Source organism: Photorhabdus africana, from assembly GCF_035181445.1.
In the GTDB taxonomy this organism is placed as follows: Bacteria; Pseudomonadota; Gammaproteobacteria; order Enterobacterales; family Enterobacteriaceae; genus Photorhabdus; species Photorhabdus laumondii.
In genome coordinates this window covers 1-19,758 of sequence record NZ_JAXBVE010000006.1, presented here as the reverse complement: position 1 = coordinate 19,758, position 19,758 = coordinate 1, and the positions used below count along the sequence as shown (strand labels likewise).

Here is a 19,758-nt window from a genome sequence, read left to right as displayed (position 1 = left end):
CATCTTACTCATAATTTCAAAAATAAATTAAAAAAATTAATAAATTATTAGTTTAAGATAGTAATGCATTAATATTATATTGACTAAAAAATAAAGTATATACCGAATGAACTTCAAGATGCTTGAGCCGTCAGACATAAAAACATTTAAATTCAACAATGTAATCGTTTTTCAAACATGCACTTTGAAGTATCTTGAGTATATACCCAATAGATTTCGAGTTGCAGCGCGGCGGCAAGTGAACGAATCCCCAGGAGCATAGATAACTATGTGACTGGGGTGAGTGAAAGCAGCCAACAAAGCAGCAAATTGAAGGATGAAGGGTATATGTAATTAATTGCTTACAAAACCTATATTATTTCACAGGATAAGATTATGACTCTATTCAACAAAACACTTGTTTTTTTCATCATGCTATTTTCCCCTATAATGTCATGCCTTGCTGATACCCAAATTAAGTTATCTGCCGAAGAAAGCCAGGCTATGTCTCAGTTCTTAAATAATCTTGAACCTAATGAACCCACATTGATCGATTTAACTCAACCGAAAAACGAGAAAGGATATATCGCATTATTAAAATCCCTTCATATTACAGAACAGACACATCCTGATATTTTTGAAGATATCGAAACTATGAAAGCACACCAAAAGGTATTACTTAAGAATAAAAAACGACTTGAAATACCAGATTCAGTTACAAAACCAAAAAATTACATTAGTCATCCTAGAATAGTATTTTCCGAAAATAACAAATCAATTTCAGCTACTGTTTTTGCTTCCCTATATTTTCCTGGTTCTAATATTTCAAACAGCAATACAATTGAAACTAACGCTGGAAAGGCAACGTTACAGGGCGGCCTCTCAATTGTTAGCTCTGACAACCAGAATGTTAAAACACTACATGTATCCGTACAAGAAAATACAAAGAATAATGGGGTACGGAACTTTGTACTATCCACCCCCGAATATAATTTCGCTACCTCTGGACAACATGGCAATACGTATCAAGCTATTTCCTTTTTCCAAGGGGAAATAAATGGGATACCACTCAATAACGCACCAATAGTAGAGAAGTCACTGCCGCTGCAAGACCTTGAAAATTCTTTTAGCAACTTTTTTCCTCAAAGTATGGAAAACAAAGCGCCAACTTATGTAAATAATTCACCAGAGAAACCGATAATCGTTTGCTTAAATAGAGCAAACCCCGAACCAGGAGCTCCTAGTGAATGTGATTACGGTCCTACGTCGCCAGGTAAGCCAAATGATCAGTCAACAATCAAGCTGGAAATAATAGGTAATGTTACATTCAAGAACCCTATCGCCATTGATAAAAATAGGAAACCTATAGCAGCTCAAGGAATTTCACCAGCGATAGATCTGACACTGGTCGGTCTCGATACTGGCGGCGCATGTAAATTAGCAAGAGATATAAATGAAGATACATTTTGGAAACATAAAAAAGTCAATAATGATCGTATTAAAGGCAATAATACAAATTTATCATGGGAATTTTCTAAAAACACAGGTTACGCTGATTTTGGACCAATATGCTGGAAAAATAACGAAAGATATATACTAGACCTACAGGCTACTATCGTAACAATGCAAGGTGATAACGTATTTCCTGTCCTGTTTTCTTATACCAATAACCCTGGTAGTAAGAAGAGCGAGTCACAACTCATTTATCCACCCATTCAAATCCAATATGGTTGTATTGCTGAAGGCACATTAATAGATATGGCTGATGGTTCAAAGTTAGCAGTTGAAAATATACGCCAAGGCGATAAAGTTTTAACAAAACAAGGAGGCATCTTACAAGTAAAAGAGCGTATTGTAGGTCACGATACTGAATTTGTTGATTTAACTTACAATAATGGTGAGCAGATTTCACTGACTCCAACACATCCTGTCTCAACATCACAGGGAATAGTAAAAGCCGAAGACCTTAAGGTCGGCGATACAATACATACACTTGATGGCCAAATTACCCTTACCTCAGTTAAACAGAGAAAGTCAGAACCATTAAACGTGTATAATTTTGTCTTAGAAAAGACAGATAGCCAAAGTGAATTATTACCTGAAGATGCTGTGCTTTCTGCCGGTGGCATTCTGGTTGGTGATAATAATCTGCAAAGAAAAGTGTCGATATCAAATTAATCCCTCAGATTAATAACAAAGTGCTGGCTTTTTTAGTCAGCACTCATTTCTAAATAGCTAATTTATATTATTTCTTTCTCCGGGAATAAAATCCGATTAACAGAAACTTGACATGATAAGCTTGACAATTTAAAAAAAACCATTAATTATAATACCATCTTTATCCTGTTACATATATATCATTACAATTATTTATCCAGTTGAGGAATTATTATACATCTTTACTATTACTCTGACTTATAACCTTTGAGGTTAACTTACCATATTATCACACTATCTGTTTAAGATTCAGTGGATAGTTAGGCTTTAATATTATACTGATATACCATGGATATCATATAAACATGTATTATTCATGGCTTAAAAACTCTCTATTATTTCATGGAATAAAATTATGACTCTATATAACAGAATATTTATTTTTTTCATCATGATGTTTTCCCCAATAACATCCAGCTTTGCGGACACCGAAATTGAGTTATCTACTGAGGACAGTCAGGTTATATCTCAGCTATTAAAGAATATTGAGCCTAATAATCCTACAGTGATCGATTTAACTCAACCGGAAAATGAGAAAGGATATAAATAGCTTTTCATAATTCTGCTACACATGGCCTTCTTCAACCCATTGTTATATATGGAGTTATGAGTGGTATAAGATGTAGCGCTATTTTAGAATCTTATTTATTGCATTATTACAATCCCATAGTATTACAAAGCAAAAACATCCTGATATTTTTGAAAATATCGAGACTATGAAAGCACACCAAAAGGTAATGTTTGAGCGTGGAGAACGGCTTGAAATAAAAGATTCGCTTACAGAACCCGCAAATTATTTTAGTAATCCCAGAATAGTATTTTCCGAAGATTCCAAATCAATTTCAGCTGAAACTTTTGGTTCCCTGTATTTTCCTGATTCCAATACTTTAAGCCATGAGTCGCTACAAATTTCCCTCTCAATTCTTGGTAAAGATAAAAAGGGGAATATTAAAATAATCACACCCACAATCAAAGGAAATATAAGAAGCACTGATTTACGGTACTTTCTGATATCCACTAACAAATATAATCTTGTTAACTTGAAGCAATTTGATTCTATTCAGGTTGTTGCTAGTGTCTTGGGGAAAAAGAATAGGAAACTTCTCACTGATGGGCCAGTATTAATTACATCAAATACACTGACAGACTTTGAAGATCCTTTGCAATACTTTCAGCCTTATAAGATGAATAACATAGCACCAACTCATGTAAAAAACCCATTAACAAAACCAGTAATCGTTTGCTTAAATAGAGCAAACCCTGAACCAGGGGATACTGGTCTATGCGATTACGGCCCAACGTCACCCGGTAAACCAAATCATGAATCAGCAATCAAGCTGGAAATAGTAGGTAATGTTACATTCAATAACCCTATCGCGATTGATGAAAAAGGGAAGCCTACAGAAGTTCAAGGATATAAACCATCCGTAGATCTGACACTAATTGGTCTTGATACTGGAGGAGCATGTAAAGTAAGAACAATAGATAACGATGGATTCTGGAAACATACAAAAGTCAATAATGATCCTGCCAAAGGTAATAATACAAATTTATCATGGGATTTTTCTAAAAACACAGGTTACGCTGATTTTGGACCAATATGTTGGAAAAATAATGAAAGATATATATTAGACCTACAGTCTACTATTATGACAACTAAAGATGATAACGTATTTCCTGTCGCATTTTTGTATACCAATACCCCCTATAGTAAAGAGGGCACATCACAATTCATCTATCCACCTATTCAAATCCAATATTGAAATCCAATGGAGAAAATCAATCGGCAAAGATGAATTATGAAATTTTCGATGTTGAAAAACTATTTTTAACCAGCTTTTTTAACGATCTGAGGCCACTTTACAGCGGCCTCATAGATAAGAATTTATTATTAGTGATCACTTGCCAGCAAGTAACTCTTTCACTGCATCACCGATGTCTGCCAGACTGCGAACCGTCTTCACGCCAGCCGCTTCCAGAGCAGCAAATTTTTCGTCCGCCGTTCCTTTACCACCTGCGATAATGGCACCAGCATGCCCCATACGCTTACCTTTTGGTGCAGTCACACCCGCGATGTAAGCAACAACCGGTTTAGTGACGTGCTGTTTAATATAAGCCGCCGCTTCTTCTTCCGCTGTTCCACCAATTTCACCAATCATTACAATGGCTTCTGTTTGCGGATCTTGTTGGAACAATTTCAGGATATCAATGAAGTTAGAACCGGGGATAGGGTCACCACCGATACCAACACAAGTAGATTGTCCTAAACCAGCATCAGTGGTCTGCTTTACCGCTTCATAAGTCAATGTTCCTGAGCGGGAAACGATACCAACTTTACCTGCTCGATGAATGTGTCCCGGCATAATACCGATCTTACATTCATCTGGCGTAATGACTCCCGGGCAGTTAGGGCCGATCATACGCACACCCGCTTCATCCAGTTTCACTTTAACCGCCAGCATATCCAGAGTCGGGATACCTTCAGTAATCGTGATGATCAGTTTGATACCTGCGTCGATCGCTTCCAGAATAGAATCTTTACAGAATGGAGCCGGAACATAGATAACAGATGCCGTTGCCCCGGTTGCTTCTACCGCTTCACGAACGGTATTGAAAACAGGTAATCCCAGATGTTCAGTACCGCCTTTACCCGGCGTTACCCCGCCAACCATTTGGGTACCGTAAGCAATCGCTTGTTCTGAATGGAAAGTACCTTGGCTGCCAGTGAAACCCTGACAGATAACTTTGGTGTTTTTATCGATTAAAATAGACATTATTATTTTGCCTCCACTGCGGCTACTGCTTGCTTAGCTGCGTCCGTCAGGCTGGTTGCAGCAATGATATTCAAGCCACTGTCAGCCAGTTTTTTCGCGCCCAGCTCAGCATTGTTCCCTTCCAAACGAACAACAACCGGTACGTGAACCCCCACCTCTTCCACCGCACCAATGATACCGTCAGCAATCAGGTCACAACGAACAATACCACCAAAGATGTTAACCAATACCGCTTTCACATTTTCATCTGACAGGATGATCTTAAACGCTTCTGTAACACGTTCTTTGGTTGCACCACCACCGACATCAAGGAAGTTAGCTGGCGCACCGCCATGCAATTTAACGATATCCATCGTTCCCATTGCTAAGCCTGCACCGTTTACCATGCAACCAATATTGCCATCCAGCGCGACATAGTTCAGCTCCCACTGTGCCGCCTGAGCTTCACGGGGATCTTCCTGAGATGGGTCATGCATTTCACGCAATTCAGCCTGACGGAACAGTGCGTTACCATCAGCGCCCAATTTGCCATCCAGACAAATCAAATCACCTTGAGTCGTAATAACCAGTGGATTAATTTCAACCAGAGCCAGATCACGCTCCAGGAATAAATTTGCCAACCCTAAGAAAATTTTAGTGAACTGGCTGACTTGTTTACCGGTTAAACCCAATTTAAATGCCAGTTCACGCCCCTGATAAGACATAGGACCAATCAGCGGGTCGATAATCGCTTTATGAATCAGTTCCGGGGTCTCTTCCGCAACTTTTTCAATTTCAACACCACCTTCAGTAGAAGCCATGAACACTACACGACGTGTACCACGATCAACCACAGCACCAAGATACAGCTCCTTCGCAATATCAGTTGCCGCTTCCACTAAAATCTGACGAACAGGCTGCCCTTGCGCATCTGTTTGGTAAGTGACCAAACGTTTGCCCAGCCACTGCTCTGCAAAAGCGCGAATTTCTTCTTTACTGTTAACCACTTTCACGCCGCCCGCTTTACCGCGACCGCCAGCATGAACCTGGCACTTCACCACCCAAGGGCCAGAGCCGATTTTAGATGCAGCTTCTTCTGCTTCACGCGGTGTCGTGCAGGCATAACCAGCCGGAGCGGGTAAACCATACCGTGCAAAAAGCTGTTTTGCCTGATACTCGTGTAAATTCATGATGTTCTATCCATAATTAAGTCTGAGAAGAGCAAAAAATGGGTAAGTTGCTCTCTGATTTTTTTTGTTGCTCTGGTACAGCTAGCCCAAAGACTAGCTGTACATATACATTTGTTTACTTCAGACCGGGCAGATATTAGCGCGTATCTGCCCTGATTATGTTGCTATACGTCCAGCAGCAAACGTGCAGGATCTTCCAGCATTTCTTTGATGGTCACCAGGAAGCCTACAGACTCACGCCCGTCAATCAGACGATGGTCATAAGACAATGCCAGGTACATCATTGGAAGGATCTCCACCTGACCATTAACCGCCATTGGCCGATCTTTAATAGCATGCATGCCAAGAATCGCACTCTGTGGTGGGTTAATGATTGGTGTAGACATTAAGGAGCCGAATACACCGCCATTGGTAATGGTAAAGTTACCACCCGTCAGCTCTTCAACGGTCAATTTGCCGTCGCGGCCTTTGATAGCCAGCTCTTTAATGCGTTTTTCGAGATCAGCCATGCTCAACGCATCCGCATCACGCAGTACTGGCGTTACCAGACCACGTGGTGTCGATACCGCAATACTGATATCGAAATAGTTGTGGTAAACCACATCAGTGCCATCAATAGAAGCATTCACTTCTGGATAGCGTTTCAGTGCTTCAACCACGGCTTTCACATAGAAAGACATAAAGCCCAGACGCACACCGTGGCGTTTTTCAAACGCCTCGCCGTACTGTTTACGCATTTCCTGGATTGGCTTCATGTTAACTTCATTAAATGTTGTCAACATCGCGGTGTTGTTTTTCGCTTCCAGCAGACGCTCAGCCACACGCTTACGCAGGCGAGTCATTGGAACACGTTTTTCACTGCGATGTGGCAACAGAGAATTCTGGACAGAAGATGCAGGGGCTTCTGCTGGCTTGCTAGCCACTTTTCCATTATCAGCCATGTATTTTTCCACGTCTTCACGGACGATACGTCCACCAACACCACTGCCTTTAATCGCTTTAGCATCAAGATCATGCTCTGCAATCAAACGGCGGACCGCCGGACTGAGTGCATCATTGCTCTCTTCTTCTAAACCCGCCGTCTGGCGTTTCGCCAAAGTTGCTTCTGTTTTTTCTTTTATTTCTGTCGGTTTGCCGGTGCTATCGCCCAAGCGGATACGACCAAGAAGCTGACGGGACAGAACGGTGGCATCTTTCTTTTCCAAAATGGCTTCTAAAACACCCGCCTCACTGGCAGGCACTTCCAGCACAACTTTATCTGTTTCGATTTCAACCAGCACTTCATCACGTTCAACACGGTCACCCTCTTTTTTGTGCCAGACTGCCACAGTGGCATCAGCAACAGACTCAGGCAGATCCGGAACCAGAATATCTACGCTACTCATTTTATATCCTTTATTTATTCAACGTTCAGTGCGTCATTAACCAGCTCTTGTTGCTGCTGCTGGTGAACTGACATATATCCAACTGCCGGGGAAGCAGACGCAGGACGACCTGCATAACGTAAAGAAGCCCCGAACGGGATCACTTCACGGAAGTTGTGCTGACTGCAATACCAGGCCCCCTGATTTAATGGCTCTTCCTGGCACCAGACAAAATCATGTACATGAGCATACTGTTCCAGTGTTGACTGAACATCTTGATGAGGGAATGGATATAGTTGCTCAATACGCACGATAGCGACATCAGTTTGTTCATTTTTACGGCGTTGCTCCAACAGGTCGTAATAGACTTTACCTGAGCAGAGTACAACTCGTTTAATATCTTTCGGCTCCAGAGCATCAGTTTCACCAATAACCGTCTGGAATTTACCGTTAGCCAACTCATCCAGGCTAGAAACAGCTAGTGGATGACGCAACAGTGATTTTGGTGACATCACGATCAACGGACGGCGCATACCGCGCAAAGCCTGACGGCGAAGCATGTGGTAGACCTGAGCCGGAGTTGACGGCACACAAACCTGCATGTTCTGTTCTGCACACAGTTGCAGATAACGCTCCAAACGGGCTGAAGAGTGTTCAGGTCCCTGCCCTTCATAACCATGCGGCAACAACATCACCAGACCGCACATACGGCCCCATTTCTGCTCACCGGAGCTGATGAATTGGTCAATAACAACCTGTGCGCCGTTAGCAAAATCACCAAACTGTGCTTCCCAGATCGTCAGAGCGCGAGGTTCTGTTGTTGCATAGCCATATTCAAACGCCAACACCGCCTCTTCAGACAGAACAGAATCCCAAACATTGAATGCTCCCTGACCGTTATGAACGTTCGCCAGAGGCACATAAGCTGAACCATTAGTCTGATTATGAATAACAGCATGACGATGGAAGAAAGTACCACGGCCCGCATCCTCACCAGATAAACGCACCGGAACCCCTTCATCAACTAAAGTCGCATAAGCCAATGTTTCCGCGGCGCCCCAGTCGAACAATTTATCGCCGTTTGCCATCTCTGCACGATCGTTATAAATTTTCGCTACACGGGAGTGCATTGTTACTTCTTCCGGGACAGAACTGATGCGCCTACCTAGCTCTTGCAAACGCTTAACATCAACTTTATGTAGGTATTCTTCATCCCATTCGTGATTCAGATAAGGCTCCCAAGTAAATGAGTGCAGCCCCATTGAGCGCCACTCATCAACGACACAATCACCACGATCGAGGGCATCACGATACAGGTTAACTATCTCGGTCACATCATCGACTGATATCAAGTTCTCAGCCACCAGCTTGTCACCATAGATTTTACGTGGCGTTGGGTGTTTCTTAATTTTCTGATACATCATTGGCTGAGTTGCACTTGGCTCATCAGCTTCGTTGTGACCATGACGGCGGTAACAGACCAAATCGATCATCACATCACATTTGAAGGTATTACGGAAATCCAGTGCTAGACGGGTAACAAATGCCACCGCTTCCGGATCGTCTGCATTAACGTGGAAAATCGGCGCCTGTACCATTTTGATAATATCAGTACAGTATTGTGTTGAACGGGCATCTTTCGGGTTAGACGTTGTGAAACCGATCTGGTTATTGATGATGATACGAATTGTACCACCCACTTCATAACCACGAGCTTGAGACATGTTCAGGGTTTCCTGCACCACTCCCTGGCCGGTAACAGCAGCATCACCGTGGATAGTGATTGGCAATACCATATTACTGCGACCTTCATCCAGACGGTCACGGCGGGCACGTACTGAACCAATAACGACAGGGCTGACAATCTCAAGGTGAGAGGGGTTAAATGCTAATGCCAAATGAACCTTAGCCCCCTCAGTGGCAAAATCAGACGAGAAACCTTGATGATATTTCACGTCACCGGTACCGAGGTGCTCTTTATGCTTACCCGAAAACTCATCAAACAGATCAGCCGGTTTTTTACCTAAGATATTAACCAAGACGTTGAGGCGACCACGGTGAGCCATTCCCAGCACAACTTCTCGTGTGTCATGTTTACCTGCATGGCGGATAAGATCCTTCAACATGGGGATCAACGCATCACCACCTTCAAGAGAGAAACGTTTCGCTCCCGGAAACTTCGCTCCCAGATAACGCTCCAAACCTTCGGCTGCCGTCAGTTCTGCCAGAAAACGATGCTTTTCCACTACGCTAAACTGAGAGCTGACAGTGACAGACTCCAGACGCTGCTGAATCCAACGTTTTTCTTCCGTATTGGTGATATGCATGTATTCAGCACCAATAGAACCGCAATAAGTGCGTTTCAGTGCTTCATACAAATCAGCCAATTTCATCGTCTCTTTGCCGATCGCAAAAGAACCTACGTTAAATGTTTCTGCAAAATCAGCTTCCGTCAGATTATGGAAAGCAGGATCTAAATCAGGAACACTATCCTGTTTCCATAATCCCAACGGGTCAAGGTTCGCATTTTGATGACCGCGGAAGCGAAATGCGTTGATGAGCTGCAAAACTTTAACTTGTTTTGCATCCATTGCTGGATCGCTGACAGAAGAATGATAACGCGTAGTATCTTTCGCAAGACGGCGGAAGTAATCACGCGTCTGCGAGTGGAGTTGTTCACCGCTGAGTCCCGCATTCGGCAATTGTTGGAAAATCTCTCTCCAACTTGCATCAACGGAGTTTGGATCGGTTATATAGTCTTCATAGATCTGCTCTACGTAAGACTGGTTTGAACCAGCCAGGAAGCTTGAATCCAGCCAGTCCTTCATTGCGCCGTTCTGCATTGTGATCCCTTAAGCTTTAAAAGCTTTAGTTTTCGCCGTGGTTAACTATTACCGCTTAAATACGGTATCGATAAAAGGTTCATTTGGACGTGCTTTATGCATGTTCTCTTTTGGGTTTCGGAACCCTTCAAGGAACCTTTAAAAACCGCCTAACCGTTTTTAAAGGTTCCTCACTTCAAGCTTTTGTCATCATTGGCAGTTGGCAACTCATACTCTTCAATTCTTTGTGCCCTCCACAGAGAAAATCTCGCGGAGGGCGGACCTATTACGCACTACGCTTTAGCAACATAGACTTAATATGGCCTATAGCTTTTGTTGGATTCAACCCCTTAGGGCACACACTGACACAATTCATGATGCTATGGCAGCGGAAAACACTGAAAGCATCATTCAGCTTATCTAATCGTGAAGCCGTTTCAGTATCACGGCTGTCAATCAGGAAGCGATATGCTGCCAGTAAGCCCGCAGGCCCAATAAATTTATCAGGATTCCACCAGAATGACGGACAGGAAGTTGAACAACAAGCACACAGAATACACTCGTACAGACCATCGAGTTTTTCCCTTTGTGCAGGTGATTGCAAATGTTCACGTGCCGGCGGATTTTTACCGTCATTCAGCAAATATGGGCGAATCTTCTCATATTGCGCATAGAATTGCCCCATATCGACAACCAAGTCACGAATAACCGGCAAACCTGGCAACGGACGGATAGCAATTTTTTTGCTACCACGCCGCAAAGCCGAAACAGGCGTAATACAGGCCAGACCATTTTTACCATTCATGTTGAGGCCGTCAGAACCACAAACACCTTCACGGCAAGAACGACGGAAAGAGAGTGTTGGATCCTGCTCTTTAAGCTGGATTAACGCATCCAGCAACATCATGTCACGCCCTTCTTCTGCTTCCAGCGTGTAATCCTGCATATGAGGAGCGCTGTCAACATCCGGGTTGTAACGATAAATCGAAAATTCAAGTTTCATAATCTATTCCTCCGCAACTGGATTATCAGCAACTCATTAGTAAGTACGCGCTTTCGGCGGGAATGCTTCACGCAGCTTTGGCTGCATGTTGACATCACGACGAGTCATGGTCTCAGTTTGCGGTAGATAGAGGGTATGGCATAACCAGTTCGCATCATCACGATCCGGATAGTCGAAACGGCTGTGAGCACCACGGCTTTCAGTACGGAAATTGGCCGCAACAGCCGTAGAAAATGCTGTTTCCATCAGGTTATCAAGCTCCAGACACTCAATTCTCTGAGTATTAAACTCTGAGGAAGTATCGTCCAGACGGGCACTTTTCAGGCGCTCTCGGATAACTTTAAGTTCTTCCAACCCTTTCGCCATTGCATCACCTTCACGGAATACCGAGAAGTTGTTCTGCATACACGCTTGCAAATCTTTACGAATTTTAACCGGGTCTTCACCCGTACGGGTACTATTCCAACGGTTCAGACGTTGCAAGGATATTTCAATATCCGATTCGCTGGCTTCACGGCTAGTCCCCTGCTCCATCAACGATTCTTTCAGGTGCAAACCGGCAGAACGGCCAAACACCACTAAGTCCAACAGCGAGTTACCCCCCAAACGGTTTGCGCCATGAACCGATACACAGGCAATTTCGCCGACAGCAAACAGGCCCGGAATAACCACATCTTCACCTTTTTCGTTAACCGTCAGTGCCTGACCGGTCACTTTAGTTGGGATTCCTCCCATCATATAGTGGCAAGTTGGAATAACCGGGATAGGTTCTTTTACTGGGTCAACGTGGGCGAAAGTACGGGATAACTCAAGAATGCCCGGCAGACGAGATTCCAGCACTTCTTTGCCCAAATGATCTAATTTCAGCTTGGCATGAGGCCCCCAAGGACCTTCACAACCACGGCCTTCGCGAATTTCGATCATAATGGAACGTGCCACGACATCACGACCAGCCAGATCTTTAGCATTTGGCGCGTAACGCTCCATAAAGCGCTCGCCATCTTTATTCAGCAAATAACCACCTTCACCACGGCAGCCTTCCGTGACCAGAACACCTGCCCCGGCAATACCGGTTGGGTGGAATTGCCACATTTCCATATCCTGTACAGGTACACCCGCACGCAACGCCATACCTACACCATCACCAGTGTTAATGTAAGCGTTAGTTGTTGATTGATAAATACGACCTGCACCACCCGTTGCCAGAATAGTTGCTTTTGCTTTGAAATAAACCACTTCACCGGTTTCAATACAGACAGCAGTACAACCAACAATAGTGCCATCCTGATTTTTAACCAGATCCAACGAATACCATTCAGAAAAAATAGTAGTGTGATTTTTTAAGTTCTGCTGATATAGCGTATGCAACAGGGCATGACCGGTACGGTCTGCCGCCGCAGCGGTACGTGCAGCCTGTTCACCACCAAAGTTTTTTGACTGGCCACCGAATGGACGTTGATAAATACGACCGTCATCCAAACGCGAAAATGGCAACCCCATGTGTTCCAGTTCCAGAATGGCCTCGGGTCCGGTCTTACACATGTACTCAATCGCATCCTGATCACCGATATAGTCGGAGCCTTTCACCGTGTCATACATGTGCCATTCCCAGTTATCGTCATGGGAGTTACCCAACGCAACGGTGATCCCCCCCTGCGCGGATACAGTATGAGAACGGGTTGGGAATACTTTGGAAATCAAAGCACAGGATAATCCCATTTGTGAAATTTGTAGCGCAGCGCGCATGCCAGCGCCACCTGCACCAATAACGACTGCATCAAACTCTCTTACCGGCAGTTTCATCTATACCCCCCACACCACAATTGTTCCGTAAATCAAGTAAGCCATCAGTACAACGATAATCGCCAATTGCAGCATTAAACGCAGTGCCAGCGGCTTTACATAGTCAGTTAGTACTTGCCACATACCAATCCAGGCGTGAGCCAGAATGGAAAACAGTGCCAGCACAGTGAAGACTTTAGTGATGGATGAGGCGAAGAAACCCCGCCAGACTTCATAGGTGATATCCGGTGTTGTAACGATAAAGCCCAGCATATAAAGAACATATAAAACAATAATCATTGCGGACGCGCGCAATAATAGCCAATCATGGATACCCGTGCGACCCAATGCAGATGCGTTACTTACCATACCAGTACTCCAGCCAGAATCGACAGAATAACAGCAATCCCGATTGCCACTTTGGCAGAGAGACTACCGACCGCTAAGTTTTCTTCCAAGTAGCCGAAATCCATCAGCATATGACGGACACCACCACAGATATGGTAAGCCAGTGCGGTCAGAATGCCCCACACAATAAACTTGGCGAAAAATCCCGTCATAATATCGGCGGCTTGCTGAAACCCTTCTTGCGAGGAGAGAGACATTCCTAACAACCAGAGGAGAATTCCTACTGCTACGAAAGTAATGACGCCGGAGACACGGTGCAAGATCGAGACTATTGCAGAGACTGGAAAGTGTATCGTCTGCAAATCAAGGTTGACAGGTCTTTGTTTTTTCACAATTTTGCCCACACAGCTCTTTTATTATTTTCCTTCCTCCGGACCTGGGCGGAAATCAGACAGCGATAAGAGGATACAAAGACACAACATTTAATCAAACGATAGATCCTTCATGTTAAAAAATGTTGTGATTTAGTTACGCTGGGTGCTCCTACGGCAGGGTAATCCGGAGACCTGGCGGCAGTATATGTGCTTCACATTATTATTACAATTACAACACAATATGATTAGCTACATTTCCACTGAACAGTGATTAAGATCACGATTCAAACATATTGCACAAAATTAATTATCTTGTTTGACAAACTTTAAACATTTATCTTACATATATGGTTGAAAACACTTTTGAGATTGATTTTTGGTAAGAGGAAAGACCTCAAGAAAAGCTAAAGTTATGTAACTGTGTCGTCCGCACGAATCATAATCATTTTTGTAGTCAATGCATAAAACATAATTCTCAAAAATTCGCTAACAGCCTGAAAACCATTGTCGTCCGGGGTGAGATTTCAGCCTTAAATGTGATATTGGCCTGATTTCAGCTTTTCCCCGGTAGTACAGTGCCAGGGGACACAGTATAAGAACCTATTCCACCAGGCATCATAGGTATAGACCATTCTTGTCAATAAATTGGGAACACAGATTGCACAGCAACCGGAGTATGCGCACAGTCTGTAAGAGGCGATTCACTCACAAATCGCTCACCGGCGCGGGCCACACCAAAGTGCATTCAAAAGTGACCGCTTTTGTCAGAGCACCGTCCAAACCCGTTCTTGATGACAGAGAATAGTCGATAAAATAGCCTGATAAGATAGACTCTATACGGTGTCTTTCTGCGGTGGTTGTTAAGAGTTATAAAAATGAAAGCGCTAAGGAGACTGTAATGGCAGATAACAAAGCAACTCTAACCCCAGACGGTTCAGTTGCTATTGAATTGGACGTGCTCACACCGACCCTTGGGTCTCAAGTCATCGACGTTCGTACTCTCGGCTCCCAAGGTTTCTATACCTACGACCCTGGTTTTACTTCCACAGCATCTTGCGAATCCAAGATCACTTACATTGATGGTAACGAAGGTGTATTGCTGCACCGTGGTTTCCCTATCGACCAGCTAGCGACAAAATCCACTTATCTGGAAGTCTGCTATATCCTGCTATATGGTGAAACGCCAACACAAGAACTGTTTGATAAATTCAAAAAAACCATTACCCGCCACACCATGATTCACGAACAGATCCATCGCCTGTTCAACGGTTTTCGCCGTGATTCGCATCCTATGGCCGTACTGTGTGGTGTTACTGGTGCTCTGGCTGCTTTCTATCATGATGCTCTGGACGTGAACAATCCACGTCACCGTGACATTACCGCCTACCGCCTGCTGTCAAAAATGCCGACAGTGGCCGCCATGTGCTACAAATACTCTATTGGTCAGCCATTCGTTTATCCACGCAATGATCTCTCCTATGCAGGCAACTTTCTAAACATGATGTTCTCTACGCCGTGTGAAGAATATAAAGTGAACCCAGTACTGGAACGTGCTATGGATCGCATCTTTATCCTACATGCGGACCATGAACAAAACGCGTCTACCTCAACAGTACGAACCGCGGGCTCTTCCGGTGCCAACCCATTTGCCTGTATTGCCGCAGGTATCGCTTCTCTTTGGGGGCCTGCTCATGGCGGTGCAAACGAAGCTTGTCTGCGTATGCTGGAAGAAATTCAGTCGGTTGAACATATTCCGGAATTCATTAAACGCGCCAAAGATAAAAATGATGCTTTCCGTCTGATGGGATTTGGTCATCGTGTTTACAAAAACTATGATCCTCGTGCAACCGTCATGCGTGAAACCTGCCATGAAGTGCTAGATGAACTCGGCCTGAATGACAGCCTGCTGGAAGTTGCTATGGAGCTTGAACGTATCGCTCTGCACGATCCTTATTTTATTGAGAAAAAACTGTATCCGAACGTGGATTTCTACTCCGGCATTATCCTGAAAGCAATGGGTATTCCATCCACCATGTTCACTGTTATTTTCGCCATTGCCCGTACTATCGGCTGGATCGCTCACTGGAATGAAATGCACGATGGTGGTGTGAAAATCGCTCGCCCACGTCAACTCTATACCGGCTACACAAAACGTGATTTCGATAGCCAGCTTGAAAAATAATAATAAAATCCAATTACGATAGAAGGCAGAGCTCTAACTTAATCGTTAGGGCTTTATTTAATTGGAAAAGGGAATCCTGCCGATGACGTTTGAGTCATCCGTTTTCAATTAACTGTTGATACCAAATGAGGCAGAAAATTTCAACTAACCCGTTTATTGCCTGCTCCTCCCTGAACTGTTTTTGGCATTCACCAAAACTTTGCTCTAGGAACAGGCTCTTCTTCAACTTTTTATCCAGAATTCGAGTTACAATATTTTTTATAGAAATTTCGAATTTCTAAAGTTACATGCGGAGATATATCAAACCCGGAAAGAATCCGATTAAAAACAGAATCACCACATGGTTCATGGATTTTAATATCGCCCGCAGCCATATGTTGCTCAACTGTTACTGAGCCAAAAATATCAGCACGACCATAGAAAACAAAACTCGGATGTCTAATAAAAGGATGATCGCCACAATTCAATATACATGTTCGATCATACGGTATGTCCGGTTTTAAAGAGCTAATATTTACAGCCAGAAAACATGTCTTAGTTTTTTTAGGGTAAAAAACTGGATCACAGCAGATAATATATAAGTGATCTGTATACCCGGATGGGATAAGTAAACTTCCTTTCCTTAAAATCCCACCCGGCATCACCGCAATCCTTGAAGAAAACAGTCCAGTTGTTGCCTTTCTATTAACTCTCGCGCCAATTTCTCAGCAACTTCTGGTGATTTACCGACAGCGATAAAAACAGAACTTGGTGAAATAGGATAAGAACTGCCGCCTGGATCTTGCCACTCAGTACAATGTTTATGGGTATACTCCACAATATCAAAGCGGCTCATATGACCGAACTGTTCCCAAATGGCATCCAGAACCCCTAATTCAGCATCAGAAAGAGATTCAAAATCATCTCTTGTTACATCTTTTTTTCGTTTGAGTGAAATTTCATAATTCTTTTCACTTTTAATCCACGCCCCCCATCCAAATTCATCACTGGCGTAATCTCCAGTAATTAAATTTAAGGTTTGCGATAAAACTGGCCCTTTAGGCATAGATACCATTCGATCACCAGTGATAGAGTAGCCGTAGTCATTCATAGATACTCTATCTGCCAGATAAAGCAACTTCATAAGTTTCAGATATGCCATGCGTCCGCCGCACTTATGCAGCAGGTAGGCAGCCATTTGAGCTACTTTTTCTTCGCAAAACATAGAAACCTCCAAGACTTTTTCGAAATACCAGACTGGCAATTTACACATATACTGTAGCTCTAAATGCGCAACCCTAGCAACATCTTAGCCCCAGCCCCTAATATTGTTTGAAATAATCTATACCCGTTATCCTTCAAGTTACCTCTTTGTTGGCTGCGCTCGCTCACCCCGGTCACATAGTTTGCTATGCTCCCGGGGATTCACTCCCTTGCCGCCGCGATGCATCTTGAAATCCATAGGGTATAGCACGCTTGCTATCAATAATAGCAGGCAAAAGATGAATATCCTCAGTGCCCTTTGTCATATCAAGTTCATCTTTGTTGATATTCTTCCACCGACCTTAGTCGGTGGTTGTTGAGTTCCGTCTTGGGAAAACGTGATTAAACCGGGTTTGGAATATCGATAAAAGTGACATCCAGACCATAATTACCAGCCAACCACTCCCCCAACGCCTTAACACCATAACGCTCGGTGGCATGATGACCCGCAGCATAAAAGTGCAGCCCCATTTCGCGGGCGATATGAACCGTCTGCTCTGACACTTCACCGGTAATAAAAGCATCAACACCAAATTCCGCCGCTTCCTGAATAAAACTCTGACCACCACCGGTACACCAAGCAAGCTTACGAATCTCTGCGGGTGCATTGTCACCGACATACAACGCCTTGCGACCCAGCGCCTGTTCGATACGTGCAGCTAACTCCACCGGTGTTATCGGCTGTTCAAATTCCCCATGCGGCACGAATGGCTCAACCAACCCGACCACTTTCGCATTAATCAGACGGGCCAATTGCACGTTATTTCCCAATGATGGATGGGCATCAAGGGGCAGATGATAACCATATAAATTGATATCATTACAGAGCAGCGTTTTCAGGCGATTACGTTTCATACCACGAATCACTGCCGGCTCATTTTTCCAGAAATAGCCATGATGGACGATAACAGCATCAGCCTGAAGGCGAACCGCTTCATCCAATAAAGCCTGACAAGCGGTCACACCAGTAACAATTCTCTGAATATGAGCACGCCCCTCAACTTGTAAACCGTTGGGGGCATAATCCTGAAAATCACCAACATTCAGCTCTTGGTTAATGACATTTTCCAGCTCAATATTACGCATCATATTTGTCCTGTGTATTGATTATATGACAACAATATACCGTTACCGCTCCCCAATTGTCAGTTATTCCTGACTGCCAAAACCTGCTCTGACTGTTTTAACCACACAGGTTTATTACTGGTTTTTACCCATACACGATACAAATAACTGTAAAAACGGGCACGATCACGACGAAACAACATAACCGGAAACGCCAGGATACCGAAAGTAACAGCGCCAATACGGCGTAAAAGAACCTGATGCCAAGGATATTCACGATATGAAGACATATTAGTCCTCCTTAAAATGATCCCACTTTTCCGCAGGATCTTAAAAATAATCAATCTGTAAATTGTTTAAAATTTTATCGCAAAAAATGAAAATTTACCACTTATCAGACCACTTTTAAGCCGTTATTATCGCTATATTTTCTATTTTTTGTAATTTTATTACATAAAATATGATAAAAATGTAATATTACAAACATTTTATTAACAGTCAGTAAAAATGGGATCAACGATATCAGAGTCAATTTTTTCATGATCCTTAATCCTATTCCTATAATCATCGATTTCACTTTGCTTAGGAAAAGAACTGGTTTCAATAGATAATTCTTATTGAAAAAAATAAAGAAATTAACGACACAGGCATGTGAAAATATCCTTTTGATTCTGGCAATAGAATCAAGGATTGCCAATATGAAAATTTTCATTGATAATTATTATATGAGCATGAAAAAATGATGTAATCTTTTGCACCATGCTGTTTTTCCAGAATGCTTGTGAATTAACTATAATAGGAGGAAAGATGAAAGTATTAACTGTTATATTATTGATATTAATAACAAATATTTCAGGTTGTGTCTCCAAAAAAAATTCTTTTTCTATTGACTATAAAACAAATGGTGAAACTTTTCGTTTGACTCCATTATGTATAGCAGAAATTACCCCGGAAAAAGGGGATAATCACTATTCCATTTTCATCAAAGTAACAAACAACTCTCATTGTAGTAAACCATTTAATCTCCTCATAAAGCAAAATGTAGGAAAAAAACTATCTGTTTTCTTTAACAATAAACCAATATTGAAAAATACCAATATAATTACGCCAATGCATGTCGAAAATGGCTTCTATCAGGCAATAGACTCAAATACAACATTTGAAGAAATAGTCAACGCTTTAAATTGATGAAAATCTATGGCTTTTTGTTAAATCCTAATCATAAGCTTGTGTAATTACCTGTTTTTGGCATATTTGATTTATCAACTAAAACAAGTGAAATGATGGACAAAAAACAGTTACAGGCTCTGGCTAAAAGCCTTAAAACCTTAAAACCTTAAAACCTTAAAACCTTAAAACCTTAAAACCTTAAAACCTTAAAACCTTAAAACCTTAAAACCTTAAAACCTTAAAACCTTAAAACCTTAAAACCTTAAA

The 19,758-nt window shown here is 42.8% G+C and carries 17 protein-coding genes; 5 read left to right on the top strand and 12 right to left on the bottom strand.

What is annotated here, in order from left to right:
• Positions 1 to 375 precede the first annotated feature (375 nt).
• The 3 genes from SLS51_RS04925 (at position 376) to SLS51_RS04915 (ending at position 3,959) form a co-directional block, all read left to right on the top strand.
• Positions 376 to 2,157 carry a Hint domain-containing protein gene (locus tag SLS51_RS04925; protein ID WP_323836101.1) on the top strand — a complete coding sequence of 594 codons (1,782 nt, stop codon included), beginning with the start codon at positions 376 to 378 and terminating at the stop codon, positions 2,155 to 2,157.
• 394 nt (positions 2,158 to 2,551) lie between these two features.
• Positions 2,552 to 2,746 carry a hypothetical protein gene (locus SLS51_RS04920; protein WP_323836098.1) on the top strand — a complete coding sequence of 65 codons (195 nt, stop codon included), beginning with the start codon at positions 2,552 to 2,554 and terminating at the stop codon, positions 2,744 to 2,746.
• A 166-nt stretch (positions 2,747 to 2,912) separates the two neighbouring features.
• Positions 2,913 to 3,959: a hypothetical protein gene (locus SLS51_RS04915; protein WP_323836096.1), complete on the top strand. Its 1,047-nt coding sequence runs from the start codon at positions 2,913 to 2,915 to the stop codon at positions 3,957 to 3,959.
• A 135-nt stretch (positions 3,960 to 4,094) separates the two neighbouring features.
• Here the strand turns inward: SLS51_RS04915 and sucD are convergent, their stop codons facing one another.
• From sucD to sdhC, 8 genes are all read right to left on the bottom strand, one after another.
• Positions 4,095 to 4,970, bottom strand: coding sequence for a succinate--CoA ligase subunit alpha (sucD, locus tag SLS51_RS04910; protein ID WP_058589165.1), 876 nt, complete (start codon positions 4,968 to 4,970; stop codon positions 4,095 to 4,097).
• Between the two features lie 2 nt (positions 4,971 to 4,972).
• Positions 4,973 to 6,139 (bottom strand): ADP-forming succinate--CoA ligase subunit beta, encoded by a 1,167-nt coding sequence (gene sucC, locus SLS51_RS04905; RefSeq protein WP_011145737.1) that lies wholly within the window; start codon positions 6,137 to 6,139, stop codon positions 4,973 to 4,975.
• A 164-nt stretch (positions 6,140 to 6,303) separates the two neighbouring features.
• Entirely contained in the window at positions 6,304 to 7,524 is a 1,221-nt protein-coding gene (gene odhB, locus SLS51_RS04900) for a 2-oxoglutarate dehydrogenase complex dihydrolipoyllysine-residue succinyltransferase (protein ID WP_323836092.1), read from the bottom strand.
• A 14-nt stretch (positions 7,525 to 7,538) separates the two neighbouring features.
• Positions 7,539 to 10,346: a 2-oxoglutarate dehydrogenase E1 component gene (gene sucA, locus SLS51_RS04895; RefSeq protein WP_323836090.1), complete on the bottom strand. Its 2,808-nt coding sequence runs from the start codon at positions 10,344 to 10,346 to the stop codon at positions 7,539 to 7,541.
• A 265-nt stretch (positions 10,347 to 10,611) separates the two neighbouring features.
• Entirely contained in the window at positions 10,612 to 11,328 is a 717-nt protein-coding gene (locus SLS51_RS04890) for a succinate dehydrogenase iron-sulfur subunit (protein ID WP_323836088.1), read from the bottom strand.
• Between the two features lie 36 nt (positions 11,329 to 11,364).
• Positions 11,365 to 13,131 carry a succinate dehydrogenase flavoprotein subunit gene (gene sdhA, locus SLS51_RS04885; protein ID WP_323836086.1) on the bottom strand — a complete coding sequence of 589 codons (1,767 nt, stop codon included), beginning with the start codon at positions 13,129 to 13,131 and terminating at the stop codon, positions 11,365 to 11,367.
• Positions 13,132 to 13,479 carry a succinate dehydrogenase membrane anchor subunit gene (sdhD, locus tag SLS51_RS04880; RefSeq protein ID WP_323836084.1) on the bottom strand — a complete coding sequence of 116 codons (348 nt, stop codon included), beginning with the start codon at positions 13,477 to 13,479 and terminating at the stop codon, positions 13,132 to 13,134.
• The gene (gene sdhC / locus SLS51_RS04875; RefSeq protein WP_058589169.1) at positions 13,473 to 13,862 is read right to left on the bottom strand and encodes a succinate dehydrogenase cytochrome b556 subunit; all 390 of its coding nucleotides are present in this window, start codon (positions 13,860 to 13,862) and stop codon (positions 13,473 to 13,475) included. The genes sdhD and sdhC overlap by 7 nt, the downstream gene beginning before the upstream one ends.
• Before the next feature lie 868 nt (positions 13,863 to 14,730).
• Between sdhC and SLS51_RS04870 the strand changes: the two genes are divergently transcribed.
• Positions 14,731 to 16,014, top strand: coding sequence for a citrate synthase (locus SLS51_RS04870; protein WP_323836081.1), 1,284 nt, complete (start codon positions 14,731 to 14,733; stop codon positions 16,012 to 16,014).
• Between the two features lie 230 nt (positions 16,015 to 16,244).
• Here SLS51_RS04870 and SLS51_RS04865 read toward each other — a convergent pair whose 3' ends face one another.
• The 4 genes from SLS51_RS04865 to SLS51_RS04850 form a co-directional block, all read right to left on the bottom strand.
• Entirely contained in the window at positions 16,245 to 16,655 is a 411-nt protein-coding gene (locus SLS51_RS04865) for a hypothetical protein (RefSeq protein ID WP_323836078.1), read from the bottom strand.
• Positions 16,655 to 17,218 carry a Panacea domain-containing protein gene (locus SLS51_RS04860; RefSeq protein ID WP_113026977.1) on the bottom strand — a complete coding sequence of 188 codons (564 nt, stop codon included), beginning with the start codon at positions 17,216 to 17,218 and terminating at the stop codon, positions 16,655 to 16,657. Before SLS51_RS04860 ends, SLS51_RS04865 begins: the two co-directional genes overlap by 1 nt.
• A 380-nt stretch (positions 17,219 to 17,598) precedes the next feature.
• Positions 17,599 to 18,342: a type 2 GTP cyclohydrolase I gene (locus tag SLS51_RS04855; protein WP_323836333.1), complete on the bottom strand. Its 744-nt coding sequence runs from the start codon at positions 18,340 to 18,342 to the stop codon at positions 17,599 to 17,601.
• Positions 18,343 to 18,401: 59 nt separating this feature from the next.
• A complete protein-coding gene (locus tag SLS51_RS04850) occupies positions 18,402 to 18,611 on the bottom strand; it encodes a YbfA family protein (protein WP_323836075.1) in 210 nt (69 codons plus the stop codon).
• Between the two features lie 517 nt (positions 18,612 to 19,128).
• Between SLS51_RS04850 and SLS51_RS04845 the strand changes: the two genes are divergently transcribed.
• On the top strand, positions 19,129 to 19,509 hold the full coding sequence (locus tag SLS51_RS04845) for a hypothetical protein (RefSeq protein WP_323836073.1): 381 nt from the start codon (positions 19,129 to 19,131) through the stop codon (positions 19,507 to 19,509).
• Positions 19,510 to 19,758 lie beyond the last annotated feature (249 nt).

Bases quoted from the DNA above. Each gene is read 5' to 3' on its own strand.
- SLS51_RS04925 (WP_323836101.1), top strand. From the start codon at position 376: ATGACTCTATTCAACAAAACACTTGTTTTTTTCATCATGCTATTTTCC.
- SLS51_RS04920 (WP_323836098.1), top strand. From the start codon at position 2,552: ATGACTCTATATAACAGAATATTTATTTTTTTCATCATGATGTTTTCC.
- SLS51_RS04915 (WP_323836096.1), top strand. From the start codon at position 2,913: ATGAAAGCACACCAAAAGGTAATGTTTGAGCGTGGAGAACGGCTTGAA.
- sucD (WP_058589165.1), bottom strand. From the start codon at position 4,970: ATGTCTATTTTAATCGATAAAAACACCAAAGTTATCTGTCAGGGTTTC.
- sucC (WP_011145737.1), bottom strand. From the start codon at position 6,139: ATGAATTTACACGAGTATCAGGCAAAACAGCTTTTTGCACGGTATGGT.
- odhB (WP_323836092.1), bottom strand. From the start codon at position 7,524: ATGAGTAGCGTAGATATTCTGGTTCCGGATCTGCCTGAGTCTGTTGCT.
- sucA (WP_323836090.1), bottom strand. From the start codon at position 10,346: ATGCAGAACGGCGCAATGAAGGACTGGCTGGATTCAAGCTTCCTGGCT.
- SLS51_RS04890 (WP_323836088.1), bottom strand. From the start codon at position 11,328: ATGAAACTTGAATTTTCGATTTATCGTTACAACCCGGATGTTGACAGC.
- sdhA (WP_323836086.1), bottom strand. From the start codon at position 13,131: ATGAAACTGCCGGTAAGAGAGTTTGATGCAGTCGTTATTGGTGCAGGT.
- sdhD (WP_323836084.1), bottom strand. From the start codon at position 13,479: ATGGTAAGTAACGCATCTGCATTGGGTCGCACGGGTATCCATGATTGG.
- SLS51_RS04870 (WP_323836081.1), top strand. From the start codon at position 14,731: ATGGCAGATAACAAAGCAACTCTAACCCCAGACGGTTCAGTTGCTATT.
- SLS51_RS04865 (WP_323836078.1), bottom strand. From the start codon at position 16,655: ATGCCGGGTGGGATTTTAAGGAAAGGAAGTTTACTTATCCCATCCGGG.
- SLS51_RS04860 (WP_113026977.1), bottom strand. From the start codon at position 17,218: ATGTTTTGCGAAGAAAAAGTAGCTCAAATGGCTGCCTACCTGCTGCAT.
- SLS51_RS04855 (WP_323836333.1), bottom strand. From the start codon at position 18,342: ATGCGTAATATTGAGCTGGAAAATGTCATTAACCAAGAGCTGAATGTT.
- SLS51_RS04850 (WP_323836075.1), bottom strand. From the start codon at position 18,611: ATGTCTTCATATCGTGAATATCCTTGGCATCAGGTTCTTTTACGCCGT.
- SLS51_RS04845 (WP_323836073.1), top strand. From the start codon at position 19,129: ATGAAAGTATTAACTGTTATATTATTGATATTAATAACAAATATTTCA.